The sequence below is a fragment of the Streptococcus sanguinis genome, from assembly GCF_019929225.1.
GTDB classification, from domain to species: domain Bacteria; phylum Bacillota; class Bacilli; order Lactobacillales; family Streptococcaceae; genus Streptococcus; species Streptococcus sanguinis_J.
On the sequence record NZ_JAHZPA010000004.1, the window covers coordinates 90,793 to 116,461 of the forward strand.

At 45.8% G+C, this 25,669-nt stretch carries 21 protein-coding genes; 15 read left to right on the plus strand and 6 right to left on the minus strand.

What is annotated here, in order from left to right; all coding sequences use genetic code 11:
* Window positions 1-66: 66 nt before the first annotated feature.
* Window positions 67-2,898, minus strand: a complete 2,832-nt coding sequence (uvrA, locus tag K1I80_RS07850) for an excinuclease ABC subunit UvrA (protein WP_223313482.1) — start codon at window positions 2,896-2,898, stop codon at window positions 67-69.
* Window positions 2,899-3,025: 127 nt separating this feature from the next.
* Between uvrA and K1I80_RS07855 the strand changes: the two genes are divergently transcribed.
* Together K1I80_RS07855 and K1I80_RS07860 are read left to right on the plus strand one after the other, a co-directional pair.
* On the plus strand, window positions 3,026-3,970 hold the full coding sequence (locus tag K1I80_RS07855; protein WP_125336420.1) for a magnesium transporter CorA family protein: 945 nt from the start codon (window positions 3,026-3,028) through the stop codon (window positions 3,968-3,970).
* Window positions 3,971-3,988: 18 nt separating this feature from the next.
* A complete protein-coding gene (locus tag K1I80_RS07860) occupies window positions 3,989-4,660 on the plus strand; it encodes a DUF1129 domain-containing protein (RefSeq protein ID WP_002903834.1) in 672 nt (223 codons plus the stop codon).
* Window positions 4,661-4,769: 109 nt separating this feature from the next.
* Here K1I80_RS07860 and rpsR read toward each other — a convergent pair whose 3' ends face one another.
* The 4 genes from rpsR to hutI form a co-directional block, all read right to left on the minus strand.
* Window positions 4,770-5,009, minus strand: coding sequence for a 30S ribosomal protein S18 (gene rpsR, locus K1I80_RS07865; RefSeq protein WP_000068664.1), 240 nt, complete (start codon window positions 5,007-5,009; stop codon window positions 4,770-4,772).
* A gap of 36 nt (window positions 5,010-5,045) precedes the next feature.
* Window positions 5,046-5,540, minus strand: coding sequence for a single-stranded DNA-binding protein (locus tag K1I80_RS07870; protein ID WP_002923303.1), 495 nt, complete (start codon window positions 5,538-5,540; stop codon window positions 5,046-5,048).
* Between the two features lie 11 nt (window positions 5,541-5,551).
* On the minus strand, window positions 5,552-5,842 hold the full coding sequence (gene rpsF / locus K1I80_RS07875; protein WP_002896497.1) for a 30S ribosomal protein S6: 291 nt from the start codon (window positions 5,840-5,842) through the stop codon (window positions 5,552-5,554).
* A gap of 178 nt (window positions 5,843-6,020) precedes the next feature.
* Window positions 6,021-7,286, minus strand: a complete 1,266-nt coding sequence (hutI, locus tag K1I80_RS07880) for an imidazolonepropionase (protein WP_223311801.1) — start codon at window positions 7,284-7,286, stop codon at window positions 6,021-6,023.
* A gap of 199 nt (window positions 7,287-7,485) precedes the next feature.
* Between hutI and K1I80_RS07885 the strand changes: the two genes are divergently transcribed.
* The 8 genes from K1I80_RS07885 to hutG all read left to right on the plus strand — a co-directional run bounded on the left by K1I80_RS07885 (window position 7,486) and on the right by hutG (window position 17,634).
* Window positions 7,486-9,516 carry a urocanate hydratase gene (locus tag K1I80_RS07885; RefSeq protein ID WP_002910574.1) on the plus strand — a complete coding sequence of 677 codons (2,031 nt, stop codon included), beginning with the start codon at window positions 7,486-7,488 and terminating at the stop codon, window positions 9,514-9,516.
* A 119-nt stretch (window positions 9,517-9,635) separates the two neighbouring features.
* A complete protein-coding gene (gene ftcD / locus K1I80_RS07890) occupies window positions 9,636-10,535 on the plus strand; it encodes a glutamate formimidoyltransferase (protein ID WP_002907222.1) in 900 nt (299 codons plus the stop codon).
* A 14-nt stretch (window positions 10,536-10,549) separates the two neighbouring features.
* The gene (locus K1I80_RS07895; protein WP_002914334.1) at window positions 10,550-11,176 is read left to right on the plus strand and encodes a cyclodeaminase/cyclohydrolase family protein; all 627 of its coding nucleotides are present in this window, start codon (window positions 10,550-10,552) and stop codon (window positions 11,174-11,176) included.
* A gap of 66 nt (window positions 11,177-11,242) precedes the next feature.
* The gene (locus K1I80_RS07900) at window positions 11,243-12,916 is read left to right on the plus strand and encodes a formate--tetrahydrofolate ligase (RefSeq protein WP_223313483.1); all 1,674 of its coding nucleotides are present in this window, start codon (window positions 11,243-11,245) and stop codon (window positions 12,914-12,916) included.
* A 12-nt stretch (window positions 12,917-12,928) separates the two neighbouring features.
* Window positions 12,929-13,528 carry a HutD/Ves family protein gene (locus K1I80_RS07905; protein WP_223313484.1) on the plus strand — a complete coding sequence of 200 codons (600 nt, stop codon included), beginning with the start codon at window positions 12,929-12,931 and terminating at the stop codon, window positions 13,526-13,528.
* Window positions 13,529-13,603: 75 nt separating this feature from the next.
* Complete coding sequence (locus K1I80_RS07910) at window positions 13,604-14,956, plus strand: APC family permease (RefSeq protein ID WP_002898305.1); 1,353 nt, start codon at window positions 13,604-13,606, stop codon at window positions 14,954-14,956.
* A gap of 5 nt (window positions 14,957-14,961) precedes the next feature.
* Window positions 14,962-16,503: a histidine ammonia-lyase gene (gene hutH, locus K1I80_RS07915; RefSeq protein ID WP_223313485.1), complete on the plus strand. Its 1,542-nt coding sequence runs from the start codon at window positions 14,962-14,964 to the stop codon at window positions 16,501-16,503.
* 141 nt (window positions 16,504-16,644) lie between these two features.
* Window positions 16,645-17,634, plus strand: a complete 990-nt coding sequence (hutG, locus tag K1I80_RS07920) for a formimidoylglutamase (protein ID WP_317628163.1) — start codon at window positions 16,645-16,647, stop codon at window positions 17,632-17,634.
* A gap of 61 nt (window positions 17,635-17,695) precedes the next feature.
* On the opposite strand, the gene K1I80_RS07925 is transcribed toward hutG, so the two are convergent.
* Window positions 17,696-20,752 (minus strand): AAA family ATPase, encoded by a 3,057-nt coding sequence (locus K1I80_RS07925; protein ID WP_223313487.1) that lies wholly within the window; start codon window positions 20,750-20,752, stop codon window positions 17,696-17,698.
* A 160-nt stretch (window positions 20,753-20,912) separates the two neighbouring features.
* Between K1I80_RS07925 and K1I80_RS07930 the strand changes: the two genes are divergently transcribed.
* From K1I80_RS07930 to K1I80_RS07950, 5 genes are all read left to right on the plus strand, one after another.
* On the plus strand, window positions 20,913-21,734 hold the full coding sequence (locus K1I80_RS07930; RefSeq protein ID WP_223313488.1) for a PrsW family intramembrane metalloprotease: 822 nt from the start codon (window positions 20,913-20,915) through the stop codon (window positions 21,732-21,734).
* Between the two features lie 315 nt (window positions 21,735-22,049).
* Window positions 22,050-23,099 (plus strand): bifunctional glycosyltransferase family 2/GtrA family protein, encoded by a 1,050-nt coding sequence (locus K1I80_RS07935; protein WP_223313489.1) that lies wholly within the window; start codon window positions 22,050-22,052, stop codon window positions 23,097-23,099.
* Window positions 23,096-24,007, plus strand: coding sequence for a phosphodiester glycosidase family protein (locus K1I80_RS07940; protein WP_223313490.1), 912 nt, complete (start codon window positions 23,096-23,098; stop codon window positions 24,005-24,007). The genes K1I80_RS07935 and K1I80_RS07940 overlap by 4 nt, the downstream gene beginning before the upstream one ends.
* On the plus strand, window positions 23,988-24,443 hold the full coding sequence (locus K1I80_RS07945; protein WP_223310915.1) for a hypothetical protein: 456 nt from the start codon (window positions 23,988-23,990) through the stop codon (window positions 24,441-24,443). Before K1I80_RS07940 ends, K1I80_RS07945 begins: the two co-directional genes overlap by 20 nt.
* Before the next feature lie 159 nt (window positions 24,444-24,602).
* Entirely contained in the window at window positions 24,603-25,637 is a 1,035-nt protein-coding gene (locus K1I80_RS07950; protein WP_009659602.1) for a DUF4839 domain-containing protein, read from the plus strand.
* The last annotated feature ends 32 nt before the right edge of the window (window positions 25,638-25,669 follow it).

The window sequence follows — 25,669 nt, forward strand, 5'->3', positions numbered from 1 at the left end:
AAATCTAACGAGCATTCTCCGACACGAAAAATCCCTGTTTTTAATATCAAACAGGGATTTGATGAATTATTTTACGTGCAGCTTGCCTTTCAAGTACTGGCCGGTATAGCTGGCTGGATTAGCTGCGACTTCTTCCGGTGTACCCGTCGCAATAATTGTACCGCCACCGACACCGCCTTCCGGTCCTAAGTCGATAATATGGTCGGCCGTCTTGATAACATCCAGATTGTGCTCGATAACGAGTACTGTATTGCCATCGTCCACAAAGCGTGATAGCACATGAAGGAGCTTGGCAATGTCTTCAGAATGCAGACCCGTGGTCGGCTCATCCAAGATATAGAAGGACTTACCAGTTGAGCGCTTGTGAAGTTCGCTGGCCAGCTTCATCCGCTGGGCTTCACCACCTGACAAGGTCGTAGCTGGCTGCCCCAGAGTCACATAGCCTAGTCCCACGTCCTTGATAGTCTGGAGTTTCCGGGCAATCTTGGGAATATGCTGGAAGAACTCTACCGCATCATTGACCGTCATGTCCAGAACCTGAGCGATATTCTTCTCCTTGTAGTGAACCTCTAGAGTCTCGCTATTATAACGGGTACCGTGGCAGACCTCGCAGGCCACATAGACGTCAGGCAGGAAGTGCATCTCAATCTTGATAATCCCATCACCCGAGCAGGCCTCACAACGACCGCCCTTGACATTAAAGCTGAAACGCCCCTTCTTGTAGCCACGAATCTTAGCTTCATTGGTCTTGGCAAACAGATCGCGAATATCGTCAAAGACTCCAGTATAGGTAGCCGGATTAGAGCGCGGTGTCCGGCCAATCGGACTTTGATCAATATCAATCAGTCGATCCACATGCTCAATACCACTGATTTTCTTGAACTTACCTGGCTTAGCAGAATTGCGGTTGAGCTTTTGGGCGATGGCTTTCTTAAGGATAGAGTTGACCAGCGTTGACTTGCCGGATCCAGAAACTCCTGTCACAGCGATAAATTTGCCCAAGGGGAATCTAGCCATGATATTTTGCAAGTTATTTTCCTGAGCACCAGTCACTTCGATAAAGCGGCCATTGCCTACACGGCGTTCCAATGGTACTGGGATCTCGCGCTTACCTGACAAGTATTGGCCAGTAATAGATTTCTTACTCTTAGCTACTTGTGCAGGAGTGCCGGCCGCAACGATTTCACCTCCGAAAACACCGGCTCCTGGACCGACATCAATCAGCCAGTCCGCCTCCCGCATGGTGTCCTCATCGTGCTCAACCACGATAAGGGTATTTCCCAGATCACGCATCTTCTTGAGGCTGGCAATCAGGCGGTCATTGTCACGCTGGTGCAAGCCAATAGAGGGCTCGTCCAGGATATAGAGAACGCCGCTCAAGTTAGAACCAATCTGAGTCGCCAGACGAATCCGCTGGCTCTCACCTCCTGATAGAGTCCCAGCCGAGCGAGACAAAGTCAGGTAATTAAGGCCAACGTTATTAAGGAAGGTCAGGCGATCATGAATTTCTTTGAGAATAGGGCGTGCGATAGTAGCTTCATTATCAGTCAAGTTTAGCTTGTCCAACTGAAGCAAATGATCTGCAATGGACAAGTCTGAAATCTCACCGATATGCAAGCCATCTTCGCCGCCAACCTTGACAGAAAGAGCCTGAGGACTGAGTCGATAGCCCTGACAAGCTGCACAGGTCAGCTCGTTCATATAAGCCCGCATCTGCGTCCGAGTAAAATCACTATTAGTCTCGTGGTAGCGGCGGTTGATATTGGTGACAACCCCCTCAAAAGGAATGTCGATATCGCGCACGCCGCCAAACTCATTTTCATAGTGGAAATGGAACTCCCGCCCATCTGAGCCAAAGAAAATCAGCTGTTTTTCTTCCTCAGTCAGCTCCTCGAAAGGCTTGTCCATATCAATACCAAAGGCTGCCATCGCCTGCTCTAGCATCTGCGGATAGTAGTTGGAGGAGATGGGATTCCAAGGCGCTAGCGCTCCTTCGCGCAAGGTCTTGCCAGCTTCTGGCACAACCACATCTAGATCCACCTCCAGCTTAACCCCCAGACCATCACAGTCCGGACAGGAGCCAAAAGGCGCATTGAAAGAAAAGAGGCGTGGCTCCAGTTCTGGGACTGTAAAACCACAAACTGGACAGGCATAATGCTCAGAAAAGAGCAGCTCTTGACCGTCCATGGTGTCAATAATCACATAGCCCTCAGCAATCCGCAAAGCTGCTTCGACCGAGTCAAAGAGACGGCTACGCACCCCTTCCTTGATGACAATTCTGTCCACTACAACTTCAATATCATGCTGCTTGCTCTTGGATAGCTCTGGCACTTCCGTCACATCGTAAATGTCACCATCCACGCGCACACGGACATAACCGTCCTTCTGAATCTTATCAAAAACGGTCTTATGCTGACCCTTTTTCTTGCGGATGACTGGTGCTAAAATCTGCAACCGCTGACGCTCTGGCAATTCCAAGACCTTGTCAACAATCTGCTCAACAGATGAAGCCGTAATAGCGCCGTGACCGTTGATACAGTATGGCGTCCCAACACGAGCATAGAGCAGGCGCAGGTAGTCGTTGATTTCAGTAGCAGTTCCCACTGTTGAGCGCGGATTTTTACTAGTCGTTTTCTGGTCGATGGAAATAGCTGGGCTGAGACCATCAATCGAGTCCACATCCGGCTTTTCCATATTGCCCAAAAACTGCCGGGCATAGGCCGACAGACTCTCCACATAGCGGCGCTGCCCTTCAGCATAGAGGGTATCAAAAGCCAAACTGGACTTGCCCGAACCCGACAGACCGGTCACCACGACTAACTTGTCCCGCGGAATTTCCACATCAATATTTTTTAAATTATGAGCTCGCGCTCCATGAATCACAATTTTATCTTGCATCTTGACCTCGTTTCACTTATAAACCTTCTCCATTATAACAAATTTTTCTGCAAACTTTTGCCCCAAAAGCCCGAATTTGTAGTATAATAGTACGGTATGCAAAAAAACTCTGGAAAGGAAAATGATTATGAAGCAAGTCTTTTTATCTACTACGACAGAATTCAAAGAGATTGATTCGCTCGAATCGGGCACCTGGATCAATCTTGTCAACCCTTCCCAGAGTGAATCAATTGAAATCGCCAACGCCTTTGGTATTGACATTGCAGACCTGCGAGCGCCGCTTGATGCGGAAGAAATGTCTCGGGTCACCATCGAGGATGAGTACACACTGATCATCGTTGATGTGCCCATCACTGAGGAGCGGAATAACCAGACTTACTATGTCACGATTCCCCTTGGTATTATCATCACGGAAGAGGCGATTATTACCACCTGTTTGGAAAAATTGCCTCTACTGGATATCTTCATTCATCGGCGCCTGCGCAACTTCTATACTTTTATGAAGTCACGTTTTATCTTTCAGATTCTCTACCACAATGCTGAGCTATATCTGACAGCCCTGCGCTCCATTGACCGCAAGAGTGAGCAGATTGAAAGTCAGCTGCACAAGTCCACACGAAATGAAGAACTGATTGAGCTCATGGAGTTGGAAAAGACCATCGTCTATTTCAAAGCCTCTCTTAAGACAAATGAGCGCGTGATTAAAAAGCTGACCAGCTCTACCAGCAATATCAAGAAGTATCTGGAAGATGAGGACTTGCTGGAAGACACCTTGATCGAGACCCAGCAGGCCATTGAGATGGCTGATATCTACGGAAACATCCTCCACAGTATGACAGAGACCTTTGCCTCTATCATTTCTAATAATCAGAACAATATCATGAAAGCCTTGGCTCTGGTGACCATTGTCATGTCTATCCCGACCATGATTTTCTCAGCCTATGGGATGAACTTCAAAAATAACGAACTGCCTCTCAACGGTGAACCACATGCCTTCTGGATTATTATGTTCATCGCCTTTGCCATGAGTGCTTCGGTTATGGCTTATCTCATGCACAAAAAACTATTTTAACCATTAGAAAGAACGCCTATGTCACAAGTATCCCTCGACAAACTCAGCAAAAAAAACAAAGAATTTATCCATATCGCGACTAACCAGCTTTTACAAGACGGCAAATCCGATCAGGAAATCCAGACAATCTTAGAAGGCATTCTGCCGGAAATCCTGGAAAATCAAACCAAGGGAATCACTGCCCGCGGCCTCTACGGAGCCCCGACTACTTGGGCAGCTTCTTTGACCGCAAAAGAGCGCTATGATGCCGAGCATCCAAAGGAAAATGACGATCCTAAATGGATGATGCTGGACTCTGTCCTCTTTATCTTTGGTTTCTTTACCCTCCTGACCTCTATCGTCAATCTGGCTTCCTCTCAGCCATCTGTCTATGGACTGACGACTCTCGTACTCGGAAGCATCGTCGGTGGCCTTTCTTTCTATGCTCTCTACCACTTTATCTACCGTTTCTACGGACCAGATAAGGACCGTAGCCAGCGCCCTAAACTGCTCAAGTCTATCCTTACCATGGCAGCGGCTATTCTCCTCTGGAGCATGTCCATCGTCCTGACTAGTCTCCTACCTGAATTCCTCAATCCCCGCCTGTCCAATATCGTAGTTGCTATTGTCGGCGCTATTACCCTAGCCCTGCGCTTCTATCTCAAAAAACGCTTCAACATCAAGAGCGCGACTATGGGGCCTACGAGATAAGAAATCTTTAAATCAAATAATACTTAAAAAGACAGTTCAAATCAAACTGTCTTTTTATTATACAATTCTTCTATTATCTAAAAAATCCCTGCCGAGGCAGGGAATCTAATTAGTCTTCATTTACGAAAGGCATCAAAGCCATTACGCGAGCGCGTTTGATAGCTGTTGTTACTTTACGTTGGTTTTTAGCTGAAGTTCCTGTTACACGACGAGGAAGGATTTTCCCACGTTCTGAAACGAAACGGCTAAGAAGCTCAGTATCTTTGTAATCAACATATTCAATTTTGTTCGCTGCGATGTAATCAACTTTTTTACGGCGTTTGAATCCGCCACGACGTTGTTGAGCCATGTGTTTTCTCCTTTATATTATAGTTAGATTCGATCCTTAGAAAGGTAGATCATCGTCTGAGATATCCATTGGGTTAGAATTACCAAATGGGCTCTCATCACGAGAAAAGTTCGGTACTTGGTTAGACGAGTCTGCACTGCCATAACTTGGAGCAGAGCTGCCGCCGAAGCTGTTCCCACCGTAACCGCCAGATGCCTGACCTTCACGATTAGAGCGGCTTTCCAAGAGTTGGAAATTGTCCGCAACAACTTCTGTGACATAGACACGCTGGCCTTGCTGATTCTCGTAGTTACGCGTTTGAATACGACCTGTAATTCCGATCAGGGCTCCTTTTTTAGCCCAATTTGCAAGATTTTCTGCCTGCTGGCGCCAGATGACAACATTGATAAAGTCTGCTTCTCGCTCGCCACTTTGATTTTTAAAGTTGCGATTGACAGCCAGAGTAAATGTTGCGACCGCTTGATTCTGCGGAGTATAGCGAAGCTCGGCATCACGGGTCATACGACCCACCAGTACAACGTTATTAATCATAGTCTACCTTCTTAAGCGTCAAGTTTGACGATCATGTGACGAAGAATGTCAGCGTTGATTTTTGAAAGACGGTCAAACTCTTTAAGAGCTGCATCGTCGTTTGCTTCAACGTTAACGATGTGGTAAAGTCCTTCACGGAAATCTTGGATTTCGTATGCAAGACGACGTTTTTCCCAGTCTTTTGATTCAACAACAGTTGCACCATTGTCAGTCAAGATAGAGTCAAAGCGTGCTACCAAAGCGTTTTTAGCTTCTTCTTCAATGTTTGGACGAATAATATAAAGAATTTCGTATTTAGCCATTGATTTTTCCTCCTTTTGGTCTAATGACCCCGAGACTTTGCAAGGGGTAAGTGAGGTTTGCTCACAAATAACTATTATAGCAGACTTGCGGCAGAATGGCAAGGGAAAGTTTTGATATAAAGAAAACTCTCCCTGTCACCAGAGAGAGTCCGAAAAATACGATTCTTTTTTAGAGAGGCTAGACAATTCTACCTTGATCGACGACCAGTTTTCCAGCCTTGTAGACCTGATGGGTCAGGTTAGTCGCAAAGAAATAAAGTGGATAGTCGATATTCTTAGCGTCTAGGATGGTAATGTCAGCCTGCTTACCAGTATCAAAGCTGCCAATCTTATCTTGACGGTTAACTGAGTAGGCCGCATTGATGGTTACAGCGTTAAGGACTTCCACTGGCGTCAGACGCATCATAAAGCAGCCCAGCTGCATGACAAACTGCAGATTAGCTGTCGGACAAGAGCCTGGATTGCTGTCGGTAGTCAGAGTGATGGCCATACCAGCTTCCAGCATCTTGCGGGCGGGTGCATAAGTATCTTCCATCAGACTGAAGGTAGTTGCTGGCAGGAGATTGCCGATAACCTTAGCTTCTGCCATCTTGCGAATGCCCTCATCAGTTGCTACCATCAAGTGCTCTGCACTGGTTGCTCCTAGCTCAGCCGCTACATCCACCCCGCCGATAGACTCGATTTCATCAGCATGGATACGAAGCTTGAAGCCCATCTCCTTTGCCTTAGAAAGTAAGTAGCGTGACTCGTCAGCTGTAAAGACGCCTTTTTCACAGAAAATATCACAGAATTCAGCTAGATTTTCTGCTTTTACCCGAGGCAGCATTTCCTCGACGATGAGCTCTAGATATTCCTGAGAGCGTCCCTTGTATTCTGGTGGAACGGCGTGGGCAGCCATAAAGGTCGAAACCAAATCAATATCGTGGTCACGGTCCAAAGCCCCAACGACATCTAGCTGGCGCTTCTCTGTTTCCCAGTCCAGACCATAGCCACTCTTGGCTTCAACAGTCGTCACCCCATGCAGCAGCATATAGTCCAGCAGTCTCTTAGACTTATCATAGAGAGTGTCAAAAGAAGCTTCTCGCGTTGCTCTAACTGTACTGAGAATACCGCCGCCTTGGGCAAGAATTTCCAGATAAGGGACTCCGGCTAATTTCTTAGCAAATTCATGCTCCCGGCTGCCGCCGTAGACCAAGTGAGTGTGACAGTCGATCAAGCCAGGTGTAGCAATCTTGCCCTCATAAAACTGAATCTTAGTATCAGGTCCAACCAGACTGGCATCCGGCTCTCCGCTGCCAACTGCTAGGATTTTGCCGTCTTTGACTGCAATGTAGCCGTCTTCCAAAACCTGAGCTTCCTTCATCTCCTCGCCAAAAAGGGGATGTCCGAGGTCCTTGGGACAGAAGACTTGATTAAAGTGAGTTAATAGTAAATCAGCAGTCATGCTTGTTCCTCCATTTCATTTTCCGACATATTTACTTTTCATCATAATACACTATCGTCAAATTATAGTCAAAAGCTTGTAAAAGATAGGAGCCCCACTTTTTTTACTGCTTTTGTCATTTTCTTGACTCTTTATGGACGGGAGTCTTATAGAATGTAGGAGAAAGATATTTTACACTTGACTAAAAGGAGGATTTTTCATGTCATACTTTAGCGAAAATGAAATTGCAGCAGCAATGACCGTCAAATTAGACGATGTACTGCCTGAAAAAACAGTTTTCCAAGAAGGCATCCGTCGAGCACCTGACCGGGGCTTCCGTTTAACTCAAGCTCAAACCGAAATTGCTTTAAAAAATGCCCTTCGCTATATTCCAAAGAGATTCCATGAGGAAGTAATTCCAGAATTCTTAGAAGAACTGAAGACTCGCGGACGGATTTATGGCTACCGCTGGCGTCCAAAAGAACGCATCTATGGTAAACCAATTGATGAATATAAAGGAAACTGTACTGCAGCCAAAGCTATGCAGGTCATGATTGACAACAACCTGAGCTTTGAAATCGCCCTTTATCCTTATGAATTGGTTACTTATGGGGAAACTGGATCTGTCTGTGCTAACTGGATGCAGTACAACCTGATCAAGAAATACTTGGAAATCATGACCGACCATCAAACCTTGGTCGTGGAATCTGGCCATCCGCTCGGACTCTTCAAGTCCAAACCAGAAGCACCTCGTGTTATCATCACCAACGGCCTCTTGGTCGGTGAATACGACAATATGAAGGACTGGGAAATTGCAGAAGAAATGGGTGTCACCAACTATGGTCAAATGACAGCCGGCGGCTGGATGTACATCGGTCCTCAAGGTATCGTCCATGGTACTTTCAACACTCTCCTCAATGCTGGACGCTTGAAACTAGGCGTAGCTGATGACGGCGACCTGACTGGCAAACTCTTCATCTCTTCTGGTCTGGGCGGCATGAGTGGAGCTCAAGGGAAAGCGGCCGAAATTGCTAAAGCTGTGGCAATCGTAGCTGAAGTAGACCAATCTCGGATTGAAACTCGTCATTCACAAGGCTGGATTAGCCAATTGGCTGAAAGTCCGAAGGAAGCTATCGACTTGGCTCAAAAAGCTCTGGAAGCTGGCGAATCAACTTCTATTGCCTATCACGGTAACATCGTAGACCTCTTGGAATACGTCAACGAGAACAATATCCATGTCGATTTGCTGTCTGACCAAACTTCTTGCCACAATGTCTATGACGGCGGCTACTGTCCAGCTGGTATCAGCTTTGAAGAGCGGACTCGCCTTCTGGCTGAAGACAAGGAAACATTTGCTAAGTTGGTTGACCAAACCTTGGAACGTCACTTCAAGGCAATCAAGACCTTGACTAGCAACGGCACCTACTTCTTTGACTATGGTAATGCCTTTATGAAGGCAGTCTATGACTCTGGCATAAAGGAAATTTCTAAGAACGGCTTTGACGACAAAGACGGCTTCATCTGGCCATCTTATGTAGAAGATATCATGGGCCCAATGCTCTTTGACTATGGTTATGGTCCTTTCCGTTGGGTATGTCTGAGCGGTAAGCACGAAGACCTAGTCGCTACTGACCATGCAGCTATGGAAGTGATCGACCCTAACCGCCGCTACCAAGATCGCGACAACTACAACTGGATTCGCGATGCAGAAAAGAACCAGTTGGTTGTTGGAACTCAGGCTCGGATTCTCTACCAAGACTGTATGGGACGCGTCAATATCGCCCTCAAGTTCAATGAATTAGTCCGCGAAGGCAAGATTGGTCCTGTCATGATTGGCCGTGACCACCACGACGTATCCGGTACTGACTCTCCATTCCGCGAAACTTCTAATATTAAGGACGGTTCCAATGTCACCTGCGACATGGCCGTGCAATGTTACGCTGGTAATGCAGCTCGCGGTATGAGTCTGGTAGCTCTCCACAACGGTGGCGGAACTGGTATCGGTAAAGCAATCAACGGTGGCTTTGGCTTGGTACTGGACGGTAGCGAACGCATTGATGAAATCATCAAATCTGCTATCGCTTGGGATACAATCGGCGGAGTCGCTCGTCGTAACTGGGCACGTAATGAGCATGCCATCGAAACTGCTATCGAGTACAACCGCCTCCACCAAGGAACAGACCACATTACCATTCCATACTTAACTGACGAAGATTTGGTCAAAGAATCTGTTAAGAAATTGTTCGAATAGGAAAAACTTGTCCCCCAACTTCCGACCTGAGCTGGGTATCAACCTAGCTCAGGAGGAGATTCTGCTTTATTAAGTTCATATTATAAATTAAAATTATTGATATCACGAGGTAATATCTTATGGCAAAAATTGTTGAATGTATTCCTAACTTTTCTGAAGGCCGCAATCAAGCGGTTATTGACGGTCTAGTGGAAACAGCTAAGAGCGTGCCAGGTGTAACACTTTTGGACCACTCTTCTGATGCCAGCCACAACCGCAGCGTCTTTACCTTGGTCGGTGATGACCAAAATATTCAGGAAGTTGCTTTCCGTTTGGTTAAATACGCTTCTGAAAATATTGACTTGACCAAGCACCAAGGTGAACACCCTCGTATGGGCGCAACTGATGTCCTGCCTTTTGTACCAATCAAAGACATCACAAGTGAGGAATGCGTAGAAATTGCGAAGACCGTATCTGAGCGGATCAATCGTGAGCTCGGTATTCCTATCTTCCTCTATGAAGATGCAGCGACTCGTCCAGAGCGTAAGAACTTGGCCAAGGTTCGTAAAGGGCAATTTGAAGGCATGCCTGAAAAACTCTTGGAACCTGACTGGGCTCCTGACTACGGTGAAAGAAAGATTCACCCAACTGCTGGTGTCACTGCTGTCGGAGCGAGAATGCCGCTCATCGCCTACAATATCAACTTGGATACAGACAATCTGGAAATTGCCAACAACATTGCCAAAATCATCCGTGGTTCAAGCGGTGGCTACAAATACTGTAAAGCGATTGGCGTTATGCTGGAAGACCGCAACATTGCTCAGGTTTCTATCAACATGGTCAATCTGGAAAAATTCCCACTCTATCGTGTTTTTGAAACTGTTCGCTTTGAAGCCAAACGTTACGGAGTTGGAATCCTCGGCTCAGAAGTCATTGGCTTGGCACCAGCTAAGGCTTTGATTGACGCAGCAGAATACTATCTGCAAATCGAAGACTTTGACTATGGCAAGCAAGTTCTGGAAAACCATTTGCTGGGCTAGGAGGACAGAAACCTATGAAATTAGTAGATTTAAGTTTGACAGAATTCGCCCAAGTCCTAGGCTCAGATGCTCCTGCACCAGGAGGCGGCTCTGCCGCTGCTCTTTCAGCAGCGAACGGTATTTCCCTGACTAAGATGGTCTGTGAATTGACCCTTGGCAAGAAAAAATACGCAGAATTTGAAGCAGAAATTGCTCAAGTGCACGCAGAAAGCGCCCGCCTGCAAGAAAGCTTGCTCGCAGCTATTGACAAGGACACTGAAGCCTTCAATCTAGTCTCCGCCGTCTTTGATATGCCTAAGGAGACAGAGGAAGACAAGGCTGCCCGTCGGGAAGCTATGCAACAAGCCCTCAAGGAAGCGACCAAGTCACCTTATGGCATGATGGAAGACATCTTGGCTGCCCTGCAAACAACCCAAAAAGCTGTCGGCAAGTCCAATACCAACGCTGCCAGCGACCTGGGGGTAGCAGCCCTCAACCTTAAGGCTGGTTTGCAAGGGGCTTGGCTCAATGTCCTCATCAACCTGTCAGGTGTCAAGGATGAAGCATTCGTCGCAGACTACCGCAGCAAGGGTGAAGACCTCCTGCAAAAAGGCTGCGCCCTAGCAGATGAAATTTATCAAGAAATTTTGAAAGTTGTCTAATAGATAAACGGAAGAGAAGTCCGCTCTTTCCCATGAATGGGCTTTCTTTTCTCAAGAGGTAACAATATGGTTTTATCAGATATTGAAATTGCGAATTCGGTTCAAATGAAGCCCATCAAAGAGGTGGCAGAAAAGCTTGGAATTGCTGAAGATGCCTTGTCTCTTTATGGAAATTACAAGGCAAAAATCAGTGCCGGCCAACTAGAAGCCTTAAAAGACAAGCCAGACGGTAAACTGATTCTCGTGACAGCTATTTCTCCGACACCAGCCGGAGAAGGTAAGACCACAACTTCTGTCGGATTGGTTGATGCTTTGGCTGCTATCGGTAAAAAAGCCGTTATCGCTCTGCGGGAACCTTCACTCGGACCTGTCTTTGGTATCAAGGGCGGAGCTGCTGGTGGTGGTCACGCTCAGGTTGTACCCATGGAGGACATCAACCTCCATTTCACTGGTGACTTTCATGCCATCGGTGTTGCCAACAACCTATTGGCGGCCCTCATTGATAACCACATCCACCACGGTAATGCCTTAGGCATCGACTCTCGCCGCATCACTTGGAAGCGGGCAGTGGATATGAATGACCGGCAACTGCGCCACATCGTAAATGGCTTGCAGGGCAAGGTCAACGGTGTTCCGCGTGAAGATGGTTTTGACATTACAGTTGCTTCTGAGGTTATGGCTATTCTCTGTCTGTCAGAAAATATCACTGACCTCAAGAACCGTTTGGAAAAAATCATCATTGGTTACAGCTTTGAAGGTAAGCCAATAACTGCCAAGGATCTGAAAGCTGGTGGCGCTATGGCTGCTGTGCTCAAAGACGCTATCCATCCAAACTTGGTTCAAACTCTGGAACACACACCAGCCTTGATTCACGGTGGACCTTTTGCCAACATTGCCCATGGCTGTAACAGTGTCCTAGCTACCAAGCTGGCTCTCAAATATGCCGACTATGCAGTCACAGAAGCTGGTTTTGGTGCTGACCTAGGTGCTGAAAAATTCATTGATATCAAGTGTCGTACATCTGGCCTTCGTCCAGCAGCTGTAGTTCTGGTTGCTACTATCCGCGCTCTCAAGATGCACGGTGGTGTAGCTAAGAGCGACCTGGCTGAAGAAAATGTCCAAGCCGTTGTAGATGGTCTGCCAAACTTGGAAAAACATCTAGAAAACATTCAAGACGTTTATGGCCTGCCAGCAGTCGTTGCCATCAATAAATTCCCACTGGATACCGAAGCAGAGTTGCAAGCAGTTTATGACGCCTGCCAAAAACGCGGAGTTGACGTCGTTATTTCTGACGTCTGGGCAAATGGCGGAGCCGGCGGTAAAGAATTGGCTGAAAAAGTCGTTGAACTGGCCGAAGGAGACAATCACTTCCAATTTGTATATAATGAAGAGGACTCCATTGAGACCAAGCTGAACAAAATTGTTACTAAGGTTTATGGAGGCAAGGGTGTTCGCCTGACTCCTGCTGCTAAACGCGAGCTCAAACAACTGGAAGAACTGGGCTTCTCCAACTATCCTATCTGTATGGCCAAGACTCAGTACTCCTTCTCAGACGATGCTAAAAAACTGGGCGCACCTAAAGACTTTGTTGTGACAATCAGCCAGCTCAAAGTTTCTGCTGGTGCAGGTTTTATCGTTGCTCTGACGGGTGCAATCATGACCATGCCAGGGCTGCCTAAAGTACCAGCCAGCGAAAAGATTGATGTTGACAAAGACGGCAATATCAGCGGTTTGTTCTAATAAATACCAAAAATGACAAATATAAGCCTTTTAAGAGCAAAAGATTTTCAAGTTTCCGATTGGTCGGGGGGAAAGACAAAACAGCTTTATCTTTCCCCGCCAACTGGCCACTATGGCAAGCGGGACTTTGACTATCGGCTATCGACAGCGACTGTGGAGTTGGCTGAAAGTCAGTTTTCTGACCTCAGCGGCTTCCACCGCATTCTCATGAGCCTGGACCACACACTTCATCTCCACAATGCCAGCCGGCAGGAGGAAACGGTTCTAGCTCCCTTTACTCCCTATGTCTTTGAAGGGAGTGATTCTATCACAAGTCGGGGGACTTGTACCGACTTTAACTTAATCTACAGCGACCATTATCAGGGACAGATGATTGCCATTTCGGATAAACAAGAACTTGTCCGAGATGAAGAGATTCAATTTATCTATGCCTTAGGTGATTTAACGGTGACGGGAACAAACCTGCCAGCACTTAACCTAGAGGCAGAGCAGCTTCTGATAGTGGAAAAAGAGACTCAGGAAACTGAGCTGCATATAATGTTTTCGAGTAACCAGCCAAAGGGAACGCCCCTTGCTATATGGGCTGGTTTGACCCACATCCCTACTAAGTAAAGATACCATGATGCCTTGTCACCATTCTATCTTTACTTGGAAAGGATCCCATATCTCTAAAGGAGAAACATTATTATGGATGCAACTAAACTCACTGCACAAGAACAAGAACAGGAAAAAGCGAAATTCAGCTTTTCCGGTGCAACTCTCTACGGTATCAATGCCGTTATCGGATCAGGGATTTTCCTCCTACCGCAAAAGATTTATAAAGGACTTGGTCCTGCCTCTCTAGCTGTCATGCTTGGAACTGCCCTTCTCGTTATTCTCCTAGCCGTCTGCTTGGCAGAAACTGCTGGTTATTTTAATAAAAATGGCGGAGCCTTCCAATATTCCAAAGCAGCCTTTGGAGACTTTGTCGGATTTAATGTTGGCTTCCTAGGCTGGGCAGTTACCATCATCGCTTGGTCTGCTATGGCAGCAGGATTTGCGAGACTTTTTGTCATTACTTTTAAATCCTTTGCCCCCTATGAACTTCTGCTCAGTGTGAGCCTGATTATTTTGCTCAGTCTAATGAATATATCAGGTCTTAAGACTTCCAAAATGTTCACCTTGACCGCAACCGTAGCAAAGCTCATCCCAATTGTCGCTTTCAGTCTATGTGCGATTTTCTTCATCAAAGGAGGAATTGACAAAGGAAACTTCACTCCGTTTCTTCAGCTAGAACCTGGCGTAGATATCATGAAAGCTATCTCTAGTACAGCCATTTATATCTTCTACGGATTTATCGGATTTGAAACCATGTCTATCGTTGCTGGTGAAATGCGCAATCCGGAAAAGAATGTACCTCGAGCTATTTTGGGCTCTATCAGTATTGTCTCTGTTCTCTATATGCTGATTATCGCAGGAACTATCGCCATGTTAGGCAGCCGTATCCTGCAAACAGATGCTTCTGTACAAGACGCCTTTGTCGAAATGATTGGCCCTGTTGGAGCATGGATTGTTTCTATCGGAGCGCTGATTTCTATTGCTGGACTTAACATCGGGGAATCTATCATGGTTCCACGTTATGGTGCAGCTATCGCAAATGAAGGTCTGCTTCCTAAGAAAATTGCAGAAACCAACTCTAAAAATGCCCCTATAGTTGCCATTATTATTTCAGGAATCCTGGCCATCGTCCTGCTCTTCTCTGGTAAATTTGAAGAATTAGCAGCTCTCAGCGTGGTCTTCCGCTTCTTCCAATACATCCCAACTGCTCTAGCTGTACTAGTATTAAGAAAGAAATATCCAGACAAGAAAGTAGTTTTCCGCGTTCCATTTGGTCCAGTAATTCCAATTTTGGCGGTTCTAGTCAGCCTTGTCATGATTTGGGGTGAAAACCCAATGAACTATGTTTACGGCCTCATCGGTGTCCTTATCGCCAGTGCAGTATACTTTATCTATATAGTGCTGATTTGTAAAAATAAAGTTCTTGAACAAGAAGGAGAATGAATCTTATGACACATGTAATCAATTTGGATGGCGAACACCTTACTTTAGAAGACGTCATCGCAGTGGCTCGTCATGGAGCCATTTGCGAAATCGACCAAGAAGCTAAGAAAGCTGTAGAAGCTTCCCGTAAAATCGTGGATGACATCGTCCGGGAAAAGCGGGTAGTCTACGGTGTTACAACCGGATTTGGCTCGCTCTGCAATGTCAGCATCTCACCAGAAGATACGACTCAACTGCAAGAAAACCTAATCCGTACACACTCCTCAGGCTTTGGCGATCCACTGCCTGAAGATGCAGTCCGTGCTATCATGCTAATCCGGATTAATTCCTTGGTCAAGGGCTATTCTGGTATCCGTCTCTCTACTGTCGAAAAACTTCTGGAATTGCTCAATAAAGGCGTTGTCCCTTACATTCCGGAAAAAGGCTCTTTGGGAGCTTCTGGTGACTTGGCACCGCTGGCTCACATGGTTCTGCCTATGTTAGGACTTGGCCGCGCTTACTATCAAGGCCAATTGCTCTCTGGACAAGAAGCTTTGGACAAGGCCGGCATCGAAAAAATTGCTCTAGCAGCTAAGGAAGGGCTGGCGCTGATTAACGGTACGACTGTCCTGACAGGTATCGGAGCTCTGGCTACCTACGATGCCATCCAGTTACTTAAACTGTCAGATGTCGCTGGCGCTCTTTCCATGGAAGTCCACAATGGTATTACCAGTCCTTTCGAAGAAGACTTACATACCATCCGTCCTCAAAGCGGACAGCTGGCTACAGCCCGCAATATCCGCAACCTTCTAGAAGGCAGTGGCAACACAACTGTAGCCACTCAACAACGGGTCCAAGACCCATACACCCTGCGTTGTATCCCGCAGATTCATGGTGCTAGCAAGGACTCTATCGCTTATGTCAAGACCAAGGTTGAGGTTGAGATCAACTCCGTTACAGACAATCCTATCATCACCAAGGAAGGCCATGTTATCTCAGGCGGTAACTTCCACGGCGAACCAATGGCTCAGCCATTTGACTTCCTCGGCATCGCTATTTCTGAAATCGGTAATGTATCCGAGCGTCGTGTGGAACGTCTGGTCAACAGCCAACTGAGCAAGCTCCCATCCTTCTTGGTCAAACACCCAGGACTCAACTCTGGCTTTATGATTACCCAGTATGCTTGTGCTTCGCTTGCTTCTGAAAACAAGGTCTTGTCTCATCCAGCCAGCGTAGACTCTATCCCATCTTGTGAGAACCAAGAAGACTTTGTCAGCATGGGAACTACCGCAGCACGCAAGGCAGCTGAGATTCTCAAGAATTCTCGCCGCATCGTGGCAACAGAAATCATGGCAGCCTGCCAAGCTCTGGATCTGAAACCAGAAAACCATGAACTTGGTAAAGGAACCAAGCCAGCCTATGACCTCTTCCGTCAGCATGTCCGCTTTATCGAATTTGATAAGGACATCGAAATCTATGAAGAGCTCAACAAGGCTTCTGAGCTGATTGAAAACGAAGAATTCCTAGCAGCCGTTGAAAAGGCTGTGGACTTGAGCATTCAGTTCTAAAGCTGATGACTCTGTAAAAAACTAACATAAGAAGCCCGCTCTCATACAGCTGGGCTTCTTTTCCCGCCAAAAGTCATTGACAGGCTTGGCGGAAACTCTTATAATAAAGTCGCAAGTATCGTTATGGAAAAGGACAAAATCATGTTAGAAGATTACTATCAGCTAGATAACAGCTACTATCATAAGAGACTGGATGATGATTTATATGCTGCCAAATGGGGGATGGTTATTGAGTTTTTGGACTTAAATGACCCTAACTTAAAACCCTTTGAAGGGGTCAACTTTGCCTTGATTGGCTTCAAGAGTGACAAAGGGGTTTATATCAACCACGGCCGAGTGGGGGCTGTCGAAGGTCCACAGGCTATCCGAACTCAACTTGCCAAGCTTCCTTGGCATCTGGGCAGAAACGTCCGCGTCTTTGATGTTGGCGACATTGACGGTCCTAACCGCTCTCTGGAGCAGCTGCAGCAAAGCTTGGCTCGGGCAGTCAAACGCCTGCGAGAGCTCAATCTCCGGCCTATTGTCCTAGGGGGTGGCCACGAAACAGCCTACGGCCACTATCTGGGACTTAAGTCGTCACTAGCTCCTGACCAAGACTTGGCCGTTATCAATATGGATGCCCACTTTGATTTGCGTCCTTATGATCAGACTGGTCCTAACTCTGGTACCGGTTTTCGCCAGATGTTCGATGATACTCTGGCTCAGAAGCAGGCCTTTAACTACCTCATCCTGGGGATTCAGGAGCATAATAACAATCTCTTTCTCTTTGACTTTGTGGCAAAATCCAAGGCTATCCAGTTTCTGACTGGAATGGATATGTACCAAATGGGTTACAAGGAAGTCTGTAAAGCGGTCGATACCTTTTTGGCCGGCAAGGAGCAGGTCTATTTGACCATTGACATTGACTGCTTTGCAGCTGGTGCAGCGCCTGGTGTCAGTGCCATTCAGTCGCTCGGTGTGGATCCCAATCTAGCTGTTTTGGTCTTCCAGCATATCGCAGCATCAGGCAAACTGATCGGCTTTGACATCGTCGAAGTCTCACCACCTCACGATATAGACAACCATACAGCTAATCTGGCTGCCAGCTTTGTCTTTTACCTGACACAAGTCTGGGCACAAGCACACGATTGATGGGCATTTAAAAACTTCATTAGAAACATCAAAAGAGGATGAACATTGCTTTCATCCTCTTTTATTTTGCGTTTAATGCCTGAGATAGACCTTGGCGTAAGTTTTCTAATTCCTTTAGCTGGTGCCGATCTCGGTAGGGATTGAGCTGGCTTTTGGCCGTTTCATAGTAGGTTTCAAAGTCCTGATCCAGCAAGTCTTCAAAGCCTGCTTCCTGCAAGCTGCCAGTCAGCAGGCGATACTTAATCACAGCCATCAGATAGTAGATCAGCCCTTTGTCCCGCGGATTGCCATAGCGGCTAATGAGACTATCCTTTTTCCGCAGCAGATCAAGCATCGGCTGGTAATCTCTCTTCTCACAGCCAATCAAGGCCAAATAAACCTCTAACTGGGTCTCTTTCCAAGGAAAGCTGAGGGACTTCAGAGCTGTTTTCGCCTTGAGGAAAATTCGCTCCGCCTGCTCATAATCTTTCAGCTGATAGTAAGTCATACCCAAGCCGATATAGAAAGCAAAAATCGAAGGCTCTGCTGTTTTATTTTCCGTCAACTTAATGGCCTCCTTCTGATGAGCCAGAGATGCCGTAAAATTCCCGCGAATCTGCTCAATCTCTGCCAAATAGTCTAGAGCCGCCGCAATCTGAATCGAGTACTTGGAACGCAGCGAAGCCGTCAAGCTGAAACAGTCGATAGACTGGTAGAGGTGGTGGAGCGACTGCTCCTCATCCCCAATCATGAGATGATAGAGCCCCTTGAGCCGGAGATTGATGGCAATGGCTTCGTGATTGTTGGCCTGGACCGAAGCATCCAGAGCCAGCTCCGTATAGTAACGCATCTCTGGGATATTCTCCGTCTGGATGCAGTAGTAAATCATCTGCCGATAGCCTTCTAGGAGAAAATCCATCTGCTGCAGCTCCTTGGCCGAAGCAATCACCTGCTGGATATTGTCCATCCCCTGCTGGTAATTCCCCGTCCGAATGGCATAGCGCCCTTCTAGATAGAGGAAACGGAGAACCAAAAGCTGAAAATCCTTGTGATTCTGATGTTTTCTCTCTAAGCCCTCTATTTCCCGACAGATACGGTCAAACTGGTCTAAAACCGCTGACTGATTGCTATCATCCGTCTTTTCAATAAAGCCAAACTCCCGCGAATAAATCGGAAAGAGCTCGTGATGAAACTGCAGGGTAGCCTCGAGATAATGCAGCTCGTACTCCAGAGACTTAATGGGCTGCTTGGACATCCTGTAGTGATAGGCGATTTCATTGAGCAGCTGGGCATGATAGAGAGAGTCTCCCAGCTGGTCTTCCATGCCTTGGGCAATCTGGTGATGCAGCATTCGTTTCTTGGCAAGTGACAAGCGCTCATAGGCATAGATTCTCAAAAGCTCCTGGCTGAACCGCACTACCAAGTCCTCGCTCTGCTCCTCTTCCATCAAGAACTGCTTCTGTCCAAACTCCTCAGTGATTTCAACAACCTCTTCCATCGGCAGACCTAGCAGTCTGGCTAAGAGAGAAACCGAGGCAGGAGCCCTAAAGCAAGCCAGATAGTCCACCAACTCTTCCTCTTGGCTGCTCAGGTAATCCAACTTCAGAGACAGCTTGGCCTTGATGGCCGAAGTCAGCGGATGAAACTTTTCTCCTCGCAGGAGCTGCTCAGCGTATTCCGATAGGAAGAAAGGGATACCTTGACTGACCCGATAAATATCCTCAAGGCGTTCTTCAGGTATGGCTAACTGACCTGTCTGGGCTTGCAAGTAAGCCACACTATCTTTAAAATTCAGCGGCTGCAGCTCAATAAAGCCTAGCTTATTGCGTACCAGCAGGTGATTGAAAAAATGTTCCAAATAAGAAGGGGTGCTCAGATGCTTGGTCAGCACAAAGGCCACAGGATAGCCAGTCAAATGATTCATAACTTGCTCCAAGACAGCAACGCTAGCCTCATCCATCCAGTGACAGTCCTCAATTAAGATTATCAAAGCTTTTTTCTTAGAAATCTTCTGCAGAATATCCACCACAAACTGAGCCAGCTTGGCCTCATCCAACTGAAGACCAGAAGCGCCTCCTGTCAAAATGGGAAAATAACTCTCCAAAATGACCTGCCACTGGCTGATAGAAAGAATCTGGTGCTGAATAACCAAGTCCCCCAGGCCGTCCAGCAAACCGCGCCAAGGCTGGAGTTCTGCCTTCATCTCTTCCTTGAAGCACTCAGCCATGACAATCTGGAAATACTTGGTCTGATTGGCCAATACTTGACGAGTCACTGTCCGCTTTCCGACACCAGTACCACCGACTAGAACCAGAGCACGCGCCTCCTGAGTCTCTATCACCTTAGAAAAGTAAGATTCCAAGCGCTTGATTTCATCAACCCGCCCGAAAAAGTGGTCCGTATTGCGCAGAAACTGCTTAGTCTTGCGCTCGCTGCGGTCCTTGGCAAGCACCTCATGATATAGTTGCTGGATAGGTTCCGTAGGACTAATGCCCAGTTCCTTATCCAAAATATTGACCAATTTATAATAAGTCTCAATCACCTTACCAGGCCGATCATTATCCTGATAGAGCTTCATGAGCAGATGGTAGTTCTTCTCATCAAACTCATCAATGCTGATCAAGCGGCGCAAATTCCGCTCAGCCTCTTCCAAATCCAGCTGGTCTTTTTCTGTTTCCAGCTGTTGGTAGCAGGCTTGGATATAAAGCTGCTCATATCGCGTCCGCATCTTAGACACCCAGTAATCAAAGGCCTCACTGTCCTTGAGATAGAAGCCCTGCAGAAAATCCCCCTGATAGAGCGACAGATGCTTTGCAGGATGATCCGTGAAACGTTCTACATCACTTTCAATCATACACTCGGGATTAAGCGACAGCACAGTCCGGTTGGGAGCGACAATCCATTCCCCACCTAGTAACTTATTAGCTTGATAAATGGTGTTGCGCAAATTCTTTTTGGCGGTCTGATTATCCTTGTTTTCCCAGAGGATTCCTGCAATCTCCTCCCGATTGACTGCTCCATTGATGTGGAGATAATAAAGCAGAGCATTGATTTTAGCAAAAGGAAAAAAGACTTCCTCCTGATTGAGAAAGACACTCGGACTTCCCAGCAATTTCAACCTCAACAGATTTTTCGTCATGCAAACGCCTCCAAGAAACCTTATAGAACTAATATAAACAAAAAGAGACAGTTTGGCAAGTAAAGTATTATACCAGCCCTTAATTTCCAGTTTTTAAATTGGTTTTATTTAGGATTTTTTTGTTATACTAGGATGAAAATAAAATTTTAGAAAGTTACTTATGAAGAAAAATATTGTTCTTTTCATTTTTCTCCTTCTGAGCGCGATTGGCTTAGAATACGAGACACAAGCCTATACTACTGGCAGTATGTCAGGCACTTCCTATGGGATTGTCGGACTGTCAGCCCTCTTGGCTCTGCTCTATATCGTCCCTGCCCTGCTCTTGATTCGCCAACTGGGTAAAAAATGGCAGACGCCTGCACTTAGCCTTGGGGTAGCTCTGCTAGGTGGCCTTTTCATTTCTGGCTGGACCTCTGGTTTGGCCAACACCTATATCCACGAATGGGTCAGCACCAGCTTCCCAAATACTCTGCTCAGTGACCTAGAAAATGCCATCGCAGCTCCGCTGGTTGAAGAACCCCTCAAGCTGTTGGCAGTTGCCTTCGCTGTCTATCTAGTCCCAGTCAAAAAGCTCAAATCCTTCTTGATGCTGGGTATAACGGCCGGCATGGGCTTTCAGATTAGTGAGGACTTCTCTTATATCCTCTCTGACCTGCCCGAAGGCTTCTCCTTCACTATCTCTGGTATCCTAGGCCGCATCACTGGCGGCGTTGCCTCTCACTGGCTCTACACCGCCCTAACCACTCTCGGTCTAGCTCTCATGCTACGCTATGCCAAAACTCAGAAAAATTATTTCCGAGTGGGGCTCCTCTACTTCCTAGCAGCCTTCGTTCTCCACTTCTTCTGGAACTCACCGCTGACTGCTATCGAAACGGACATCCCAATCATCGTACCGGCTATGACCGCTGTGGCTGTCTTTATCTTTTACCAAGCCTACCGAACAGCCCATAAAATTGACCAAGAAGAATTGGAAGTGGAATAATGCAAAAAAACGACCGTTAGGGTCGTTTTTTTAGGTATTCAGGAATATATTTTCTTAACATTCTATATTTAAGACATACCAATCAATTGCAAAAATCGGAATGACCTATTTTTAGAGATATCTACATAACCACCTTGCCATACTCTAGCATTCATTTCGCAAAATTATCTCTAATCCTCTCCCCACCGGCATTTCTATCCTATTTCCCCATGCTCTTTCCTTAAAGAAATGTTAACATTTTCTTAAAACTAACTTATATTAGGAAATTTTAAGCCGCAGTCTGTATACTTTCTACAAATCATCTAAGAAAGAGGTATGGATATGGATTTTCTAGTGATTCCGGCCTATGAGCCTGATTATAATCTCATTAAGCTGATAAAAAAAATTCACCATAAAGGTGATTTTCATATCATTGTTATTGATGACGGCAGCTCTTCCAAATGCCAGATAGTCTTTGAGCAGGCAGAGCAGTACGCGACTGTGCTCCGTCATCAGGTCAATCAAGGCAAGGGGCAAGCGCTGAAGACTGCTTTCACCTTTATCCAAGCACTGAAGATTTATGGAACGGTAGTAACAGCAGATGCGGATGGCCAACACAAGGTCTGGGATATTTTCCGCGTAGCGAGCAAAGCTTCTGAAAATCCCAATCAGTTGATTCTCGGAGCACGCGCCTTTACTGGCAAGGTGCCCCTGCGCAGCCGCTTCGGCAATAGTCTGACTCGAGCTCTCTTCAAAGCCCAGACTGGGGTGGATGTCTCTGATACCCAGACAGGCTTACGAGCCTTTACGACCAACATGATTCCCTTTATGTTAAAGGTAGAGGGCCAGCGCTATGAGTATGAAATGAACATGCTCTTAGAAGCCAGCAAGGAATATCCCATTTTGGAAGTGCCCATTGAGACGGTCTATATCAATGACAATCAAGGCTCCCACTTTCGGCCAATTCAGGATGGGCTCATGATTTATAAAAATATTTTTAAATTTGCCCTGACTTCTCTCAGCAGTTTCGTCGTGGACTACATCGTCTATGCAATGGCTCTCTTGTTTTTAACTGCTGTGCCGACCAGCCTGAGAATTCTTTTAGCTAACGGGATTGCCCGCGTGACCAGCTCAATCTTTAATTACTCGACCAATAAAAGGCTGGTCTTTAAGAACGATGACAGTATACTCAAGACAGGAACTGGCTATTTCAGCCTAGCTGTAGTGCTCTTTATCCTAGACACACTGCTGATTCGCCTCTTCTACGCTGTCTTTGGTCTCAATCTTCTGATTGTCAAAATTATCGTCGGAATTTTACTCTTCACCGTCTCCTGGATGGTCCAAAAGAGATTTATTTTTAAGGAAAGGACACACACCGCATCATGAAATTTTTAAAGAAACGCTATGCCTACGCCTCCATTTTCGGTCTGCTTCTGACAGCTTCCTTCAGCTACTCCATGCTGAAAACCTTTGTCATCGCAGAGAACATTTCCACGGTTTCAAGCACAAGTTCGTCGTCCAACGCCGAGGCTGCCAGCAAGGCTGTGGAAACAGCGACTGTGACGGATACCAGCTATTCAGACGACAACATCTCGGTCACACTGACTGAAAAGACCGTCAGCAACACCCAAGTCTACATCGCTGATGTGACTGTCAGCTCATCAGAATACCTGAAAACAGCCTTTGCCCAAAACACTTACGGAAACAATGTCACTGCCAAGACCTCGGAAACGGCCGCCAACAACAATGCCATCCTAGCGATTAACGGCGACTACTATGGAGCCAATACGACTGGCTATGTCATCCGCAATGGCGTCGTCTACCGCGATACCGTCCGAGAAGACTCCAGCAATGGGGATTTAGCTATTTACAAAGACGGCTCCTTCAAAATTATCTATGAAGACCAAGTCTCTGCTGATCAACTAGTCAAAGACGGTGTGGTCAATCTCTTGGCCTTCGGCCCATCGCTTGTAGAAAATGGCGAGATTGTCGTTGATACCAACTCCGAAGTCGGCCAGTCCATGTCTTCCAATCCACGGACAGCTATCGGTATCATTGACGAAAACCACTACATCATCATCGTTTCAGACGGACGCACCTCAGAAAGCGAGGGGCTTTCCCTCTACCAAATGGCAGAAATCATGAAATCTTACGGTGTCAAGACCGCTTATAACCTTGATGGCGGCGGATCCTCTACACTTTACTTTACCGGTCAGGTCATTAACAAACCTACAACCAACGGAAACACTATCTCAGAAAGGTCGGTGAGTGATATTGTCTACATCGGTTACTAATCCCAGCAAAAAACGTTTTAGAAAAACAGCCCTTATCTACGCACTATTAACTATTTTCTTCTTTGCTTTCAGCAGAATCTATGAATCCTTCAGCTTCGGCGAAACATCTAGCCATATGCACTATCTCTTCACCATTCCTCTGGTGGGTGGCATCCTCCTCCTGCTCTTTATGAAGGGCATCCCTAATCTCTCTCGGCTCAGCCTCAACCTCTGGAACTCAGCTGTAGCCATTATGACAGCCGGCATGCTCTTCCGTGGCATCGTCAACCTATCTGGCCGCTCCACAACGCTGGATATGCCCTACTGGTACCTAGGAGCAGCCTTTGCGGCTCTGGCACTACTCTCCATGGTCTTTACTCGAAGTGAGTGGAAGGCAGAAGGGGAAATCAGTAAAAAGAGAAAAGATTTTACACATACAGAATTTGAAAGAGCATAAAAAATCATCCCCTTCAGCTAAATGGAGGGGATAAGTTCGATGTCAAAATATAAAAAATCAGATAATAATGTAAAAAAATTATTGACATAAACATGTTTCTGTATTATATATAGTATCAGAGATTTATATAAATTTAAATTGAAAAAGGTGGGAGATATTATGACTATATATAAAGGAAAAACAACTGAGGACGCAATTGAAAAAGGTTTAAAAGATTTAGCACTTGATAAAAATAAAGTTAAAATCGAAGTTAAACATCAAGGGAATACTGGAGTCTTTGGTTTATTTGCTAGTGAAGCTATAGTAGATATTAGGCCACTTACTGAAAAAGAAATTCTGAATAAAAAGTATCAGAAAATTTTTATGATTGTTGGAGTAACAATTGCAATATTTGCATTTGTTTGTATTGGTATTTTTTCGTCTTCTAAAGAGGATTCTAACGAACTTTCTTTACCAATAGAGTCAGAAAACATTAATCAAAAAAATTATAAAGTGATTGTCAGTCAACTAGAGGATACTGGTTTTACAAATGTGAAAACTGAGAAAATTGAAGATCTTATCAACGGCTGGATTATAAAAGACGGACAAATTGAAAGTGTCTCTATTCAAGGCAAGACGGAGTTTCAAAAGGGAGAAAAACTTCCTAAAAATGCTCATATTACAGTCACCTATCACACTTTTAAAAAAGAGGAAAAGAATCAAGAAGTTAATAAAAAAAAGGAAAATTCCAGTTCCTCTTCAATTGATACCAAATCATCTTCTAGCTCTTCCGAATCTTCCTCAAGCTCATCTGAATCATCAAAAAAAACTGAACCACAAACTATTACTCCTGAAAACAGTCCAGAATTTGCTGCTATCTTACAAACTGAAGATCCAACGGCAATTTCTTCTTTCGTTCAAAAATACAAAGGAAAAATAGTAGAGTTTAATGGTTATATCGCCTATTTTAATCCCCATGCTAATTATAAAACTCGCTATGATATTCTAATTTATGCAGGTGATTATCCTGGACCTGATCTTGCTACTCCTGGCCCAGCTTTTCAATTTAATGATGTTGCTCCGACCTCAGTATTTAAAAATTTCGGTGGAGATGGCGTTGGCATTGGACAAAATATGCACATAAAAGCTAGCATGAGAGAGTTTACTAAAGGAGAGCTTTTGATTCTTGAACCAGTTGAGGTAACAAAACGATAAAATAACTAGCTTTATCTTTATAGAATAAAAAA

What these genes read in the sequence shown, in the direction of transcription:
- uvrA (WP_223313482.1), bottom strand. Translation starts at nt 2,898, where the DNA reads ATGCAAGATAAAATTGTGATTCATGGAGCGCGAGCTCATAATTTAAAA.
- K1I80_RS07855 (WP_125336420.1), top strand. Translation starts at nt 3,026, where the DNA reads ATGAAGCAAGTCTTTTTATCTACTACGACAGAATTCAAAGAGATTGAT.
- K1I80_RS07860 (WP_002903834.1), top strand. Translation starts at nt 3,989, where the DNA reads ATGTCACAAGTATCCCTCGACAAACTCAGCAAAAAAAACAAAGAATTT.
- rpsR (WP_000068664.1), bottom strand. Translation starts at nt 5,009, where the DNA reads ATGGCTCAACAACGTCGTGGCGGATTCAAACGCCGTAAAAAAGTTGAT.
- K1I80_RS07870 (WP_002923303.1), bottom strand. Translation starts at nt 5,540, where the DNA reads ATGATTAATAACGTTGTACTGGTGGGTCGTATGACCCGTGATGCCGAG.
- rpsF (WP_002896497.1), bottom strand. Translation starts at nt 5,842, where the DNA reads ATGGCTAAATACGAAATTCTTTATATTATTCGTCCAAACATTGAAGAA.
- hutI (WP_223311801.1), bottom strand. Translation starts at nt 7,286, where the DNA reads ATGACTGCTGATTTACTATTAACTCACTTTAATCAAGTCTTCTGTCCC.
- K1I80_RS07885 (WP_002910574.1), top strand. Translation starts at nt 7,486, where the DNA reads ATGTCATACTTTAGCGAAAATGAAATTGCAGCAGCAATGACCGTCAAA.
- ftcD (WP_002907222.1), top strand. Translation starts at nt 9,636, where the DNA reads ATGGCAAAAATTGTTGAATGTATTCCTAACTTTTCTGAAGGCCGCAAT.
- K1I80_RS07895 (WP_002914334.1), top strand. Translation starts at nt 10,550, where the DNA reads ATGAAATTAGTAGATTTAAGTTTGACAGAATTCGCCCAAGTCCTAGGC.
- K1I80_RS07900 (WP_223313483.1), top strand. Translation starts at nt 11,243, where the DNA reads ATGGTTTTATCAGATATTGAAATTGCGAATTCGGTTCAAATGAAGCCC.
- K1I80_RS07905 (WP_223313484.1), top strand. Translation starts at nt 12,929, where the DNA reads ATGACAAATATAAGCCTTTTAAGAGCAAAAGATTTTCAAGTTTCCGAT.
- K1I80_RS07910 (WP_002898305.1), top strand. Translation starts at nt 13,604, where the DNA reads ATGGATGCAACTAAACTCACTGCACAAGAACAAGAACAGGAAAAAGCG.
- hutH (WP_223313485.1), top strand. Translation starts at nt 14,962, where the DNA reads ATGACACATGTAATCAATTTGGATGGCGAACACCTTACTTTAGAAGAC.
- hutG (WP_317628163.1), top strand. Translation starts at nt 16,645, where the DNA reads ATGTTAGAAGATTACTATCAGCTAGATAACAGCTACTATCATAAGAGA.
- K1I80_RS07925 (WP_223313487.1), bottom strand. Translation starts at nt 20,752, where the DNA reads ATGACGAAAAATCTGTTGAGGTTGAAATTGCTGGGAAGTCCGAGTGTC.
- K1I80_RS07930 (WP_223313488.1), top strand. Translation starts at nt 20,913, where the DNA reads ATGAAGAAAAATATTGTTCTTTTCATTTTTCTCCTTCTGAGCGCGATT.
- K1I80_RS07935 (WP_223313489.1), top strand. Translation starts at nt 22,050, where the DNA reads ATGGATATGGATTTTCTAGTGATTCCGGCCTATGAGCCTGATTATAAT.
- K1I80_RS07940 (WP_223313490.1), top strand. Translation starts at nt 23,096, where the DNA reads ATGAAATTTTTAAAGAAACGCTATGCCTACGCCTCCATTTTCGGTCTG.
- K1I80_RS07950 (WP_009659602.1), top strand. Translation starts at nt 24,603, where the DNA reads ATGACTATATATAAAGGAAAAACAACTGAGGACGCAATTGAAAAAGGT.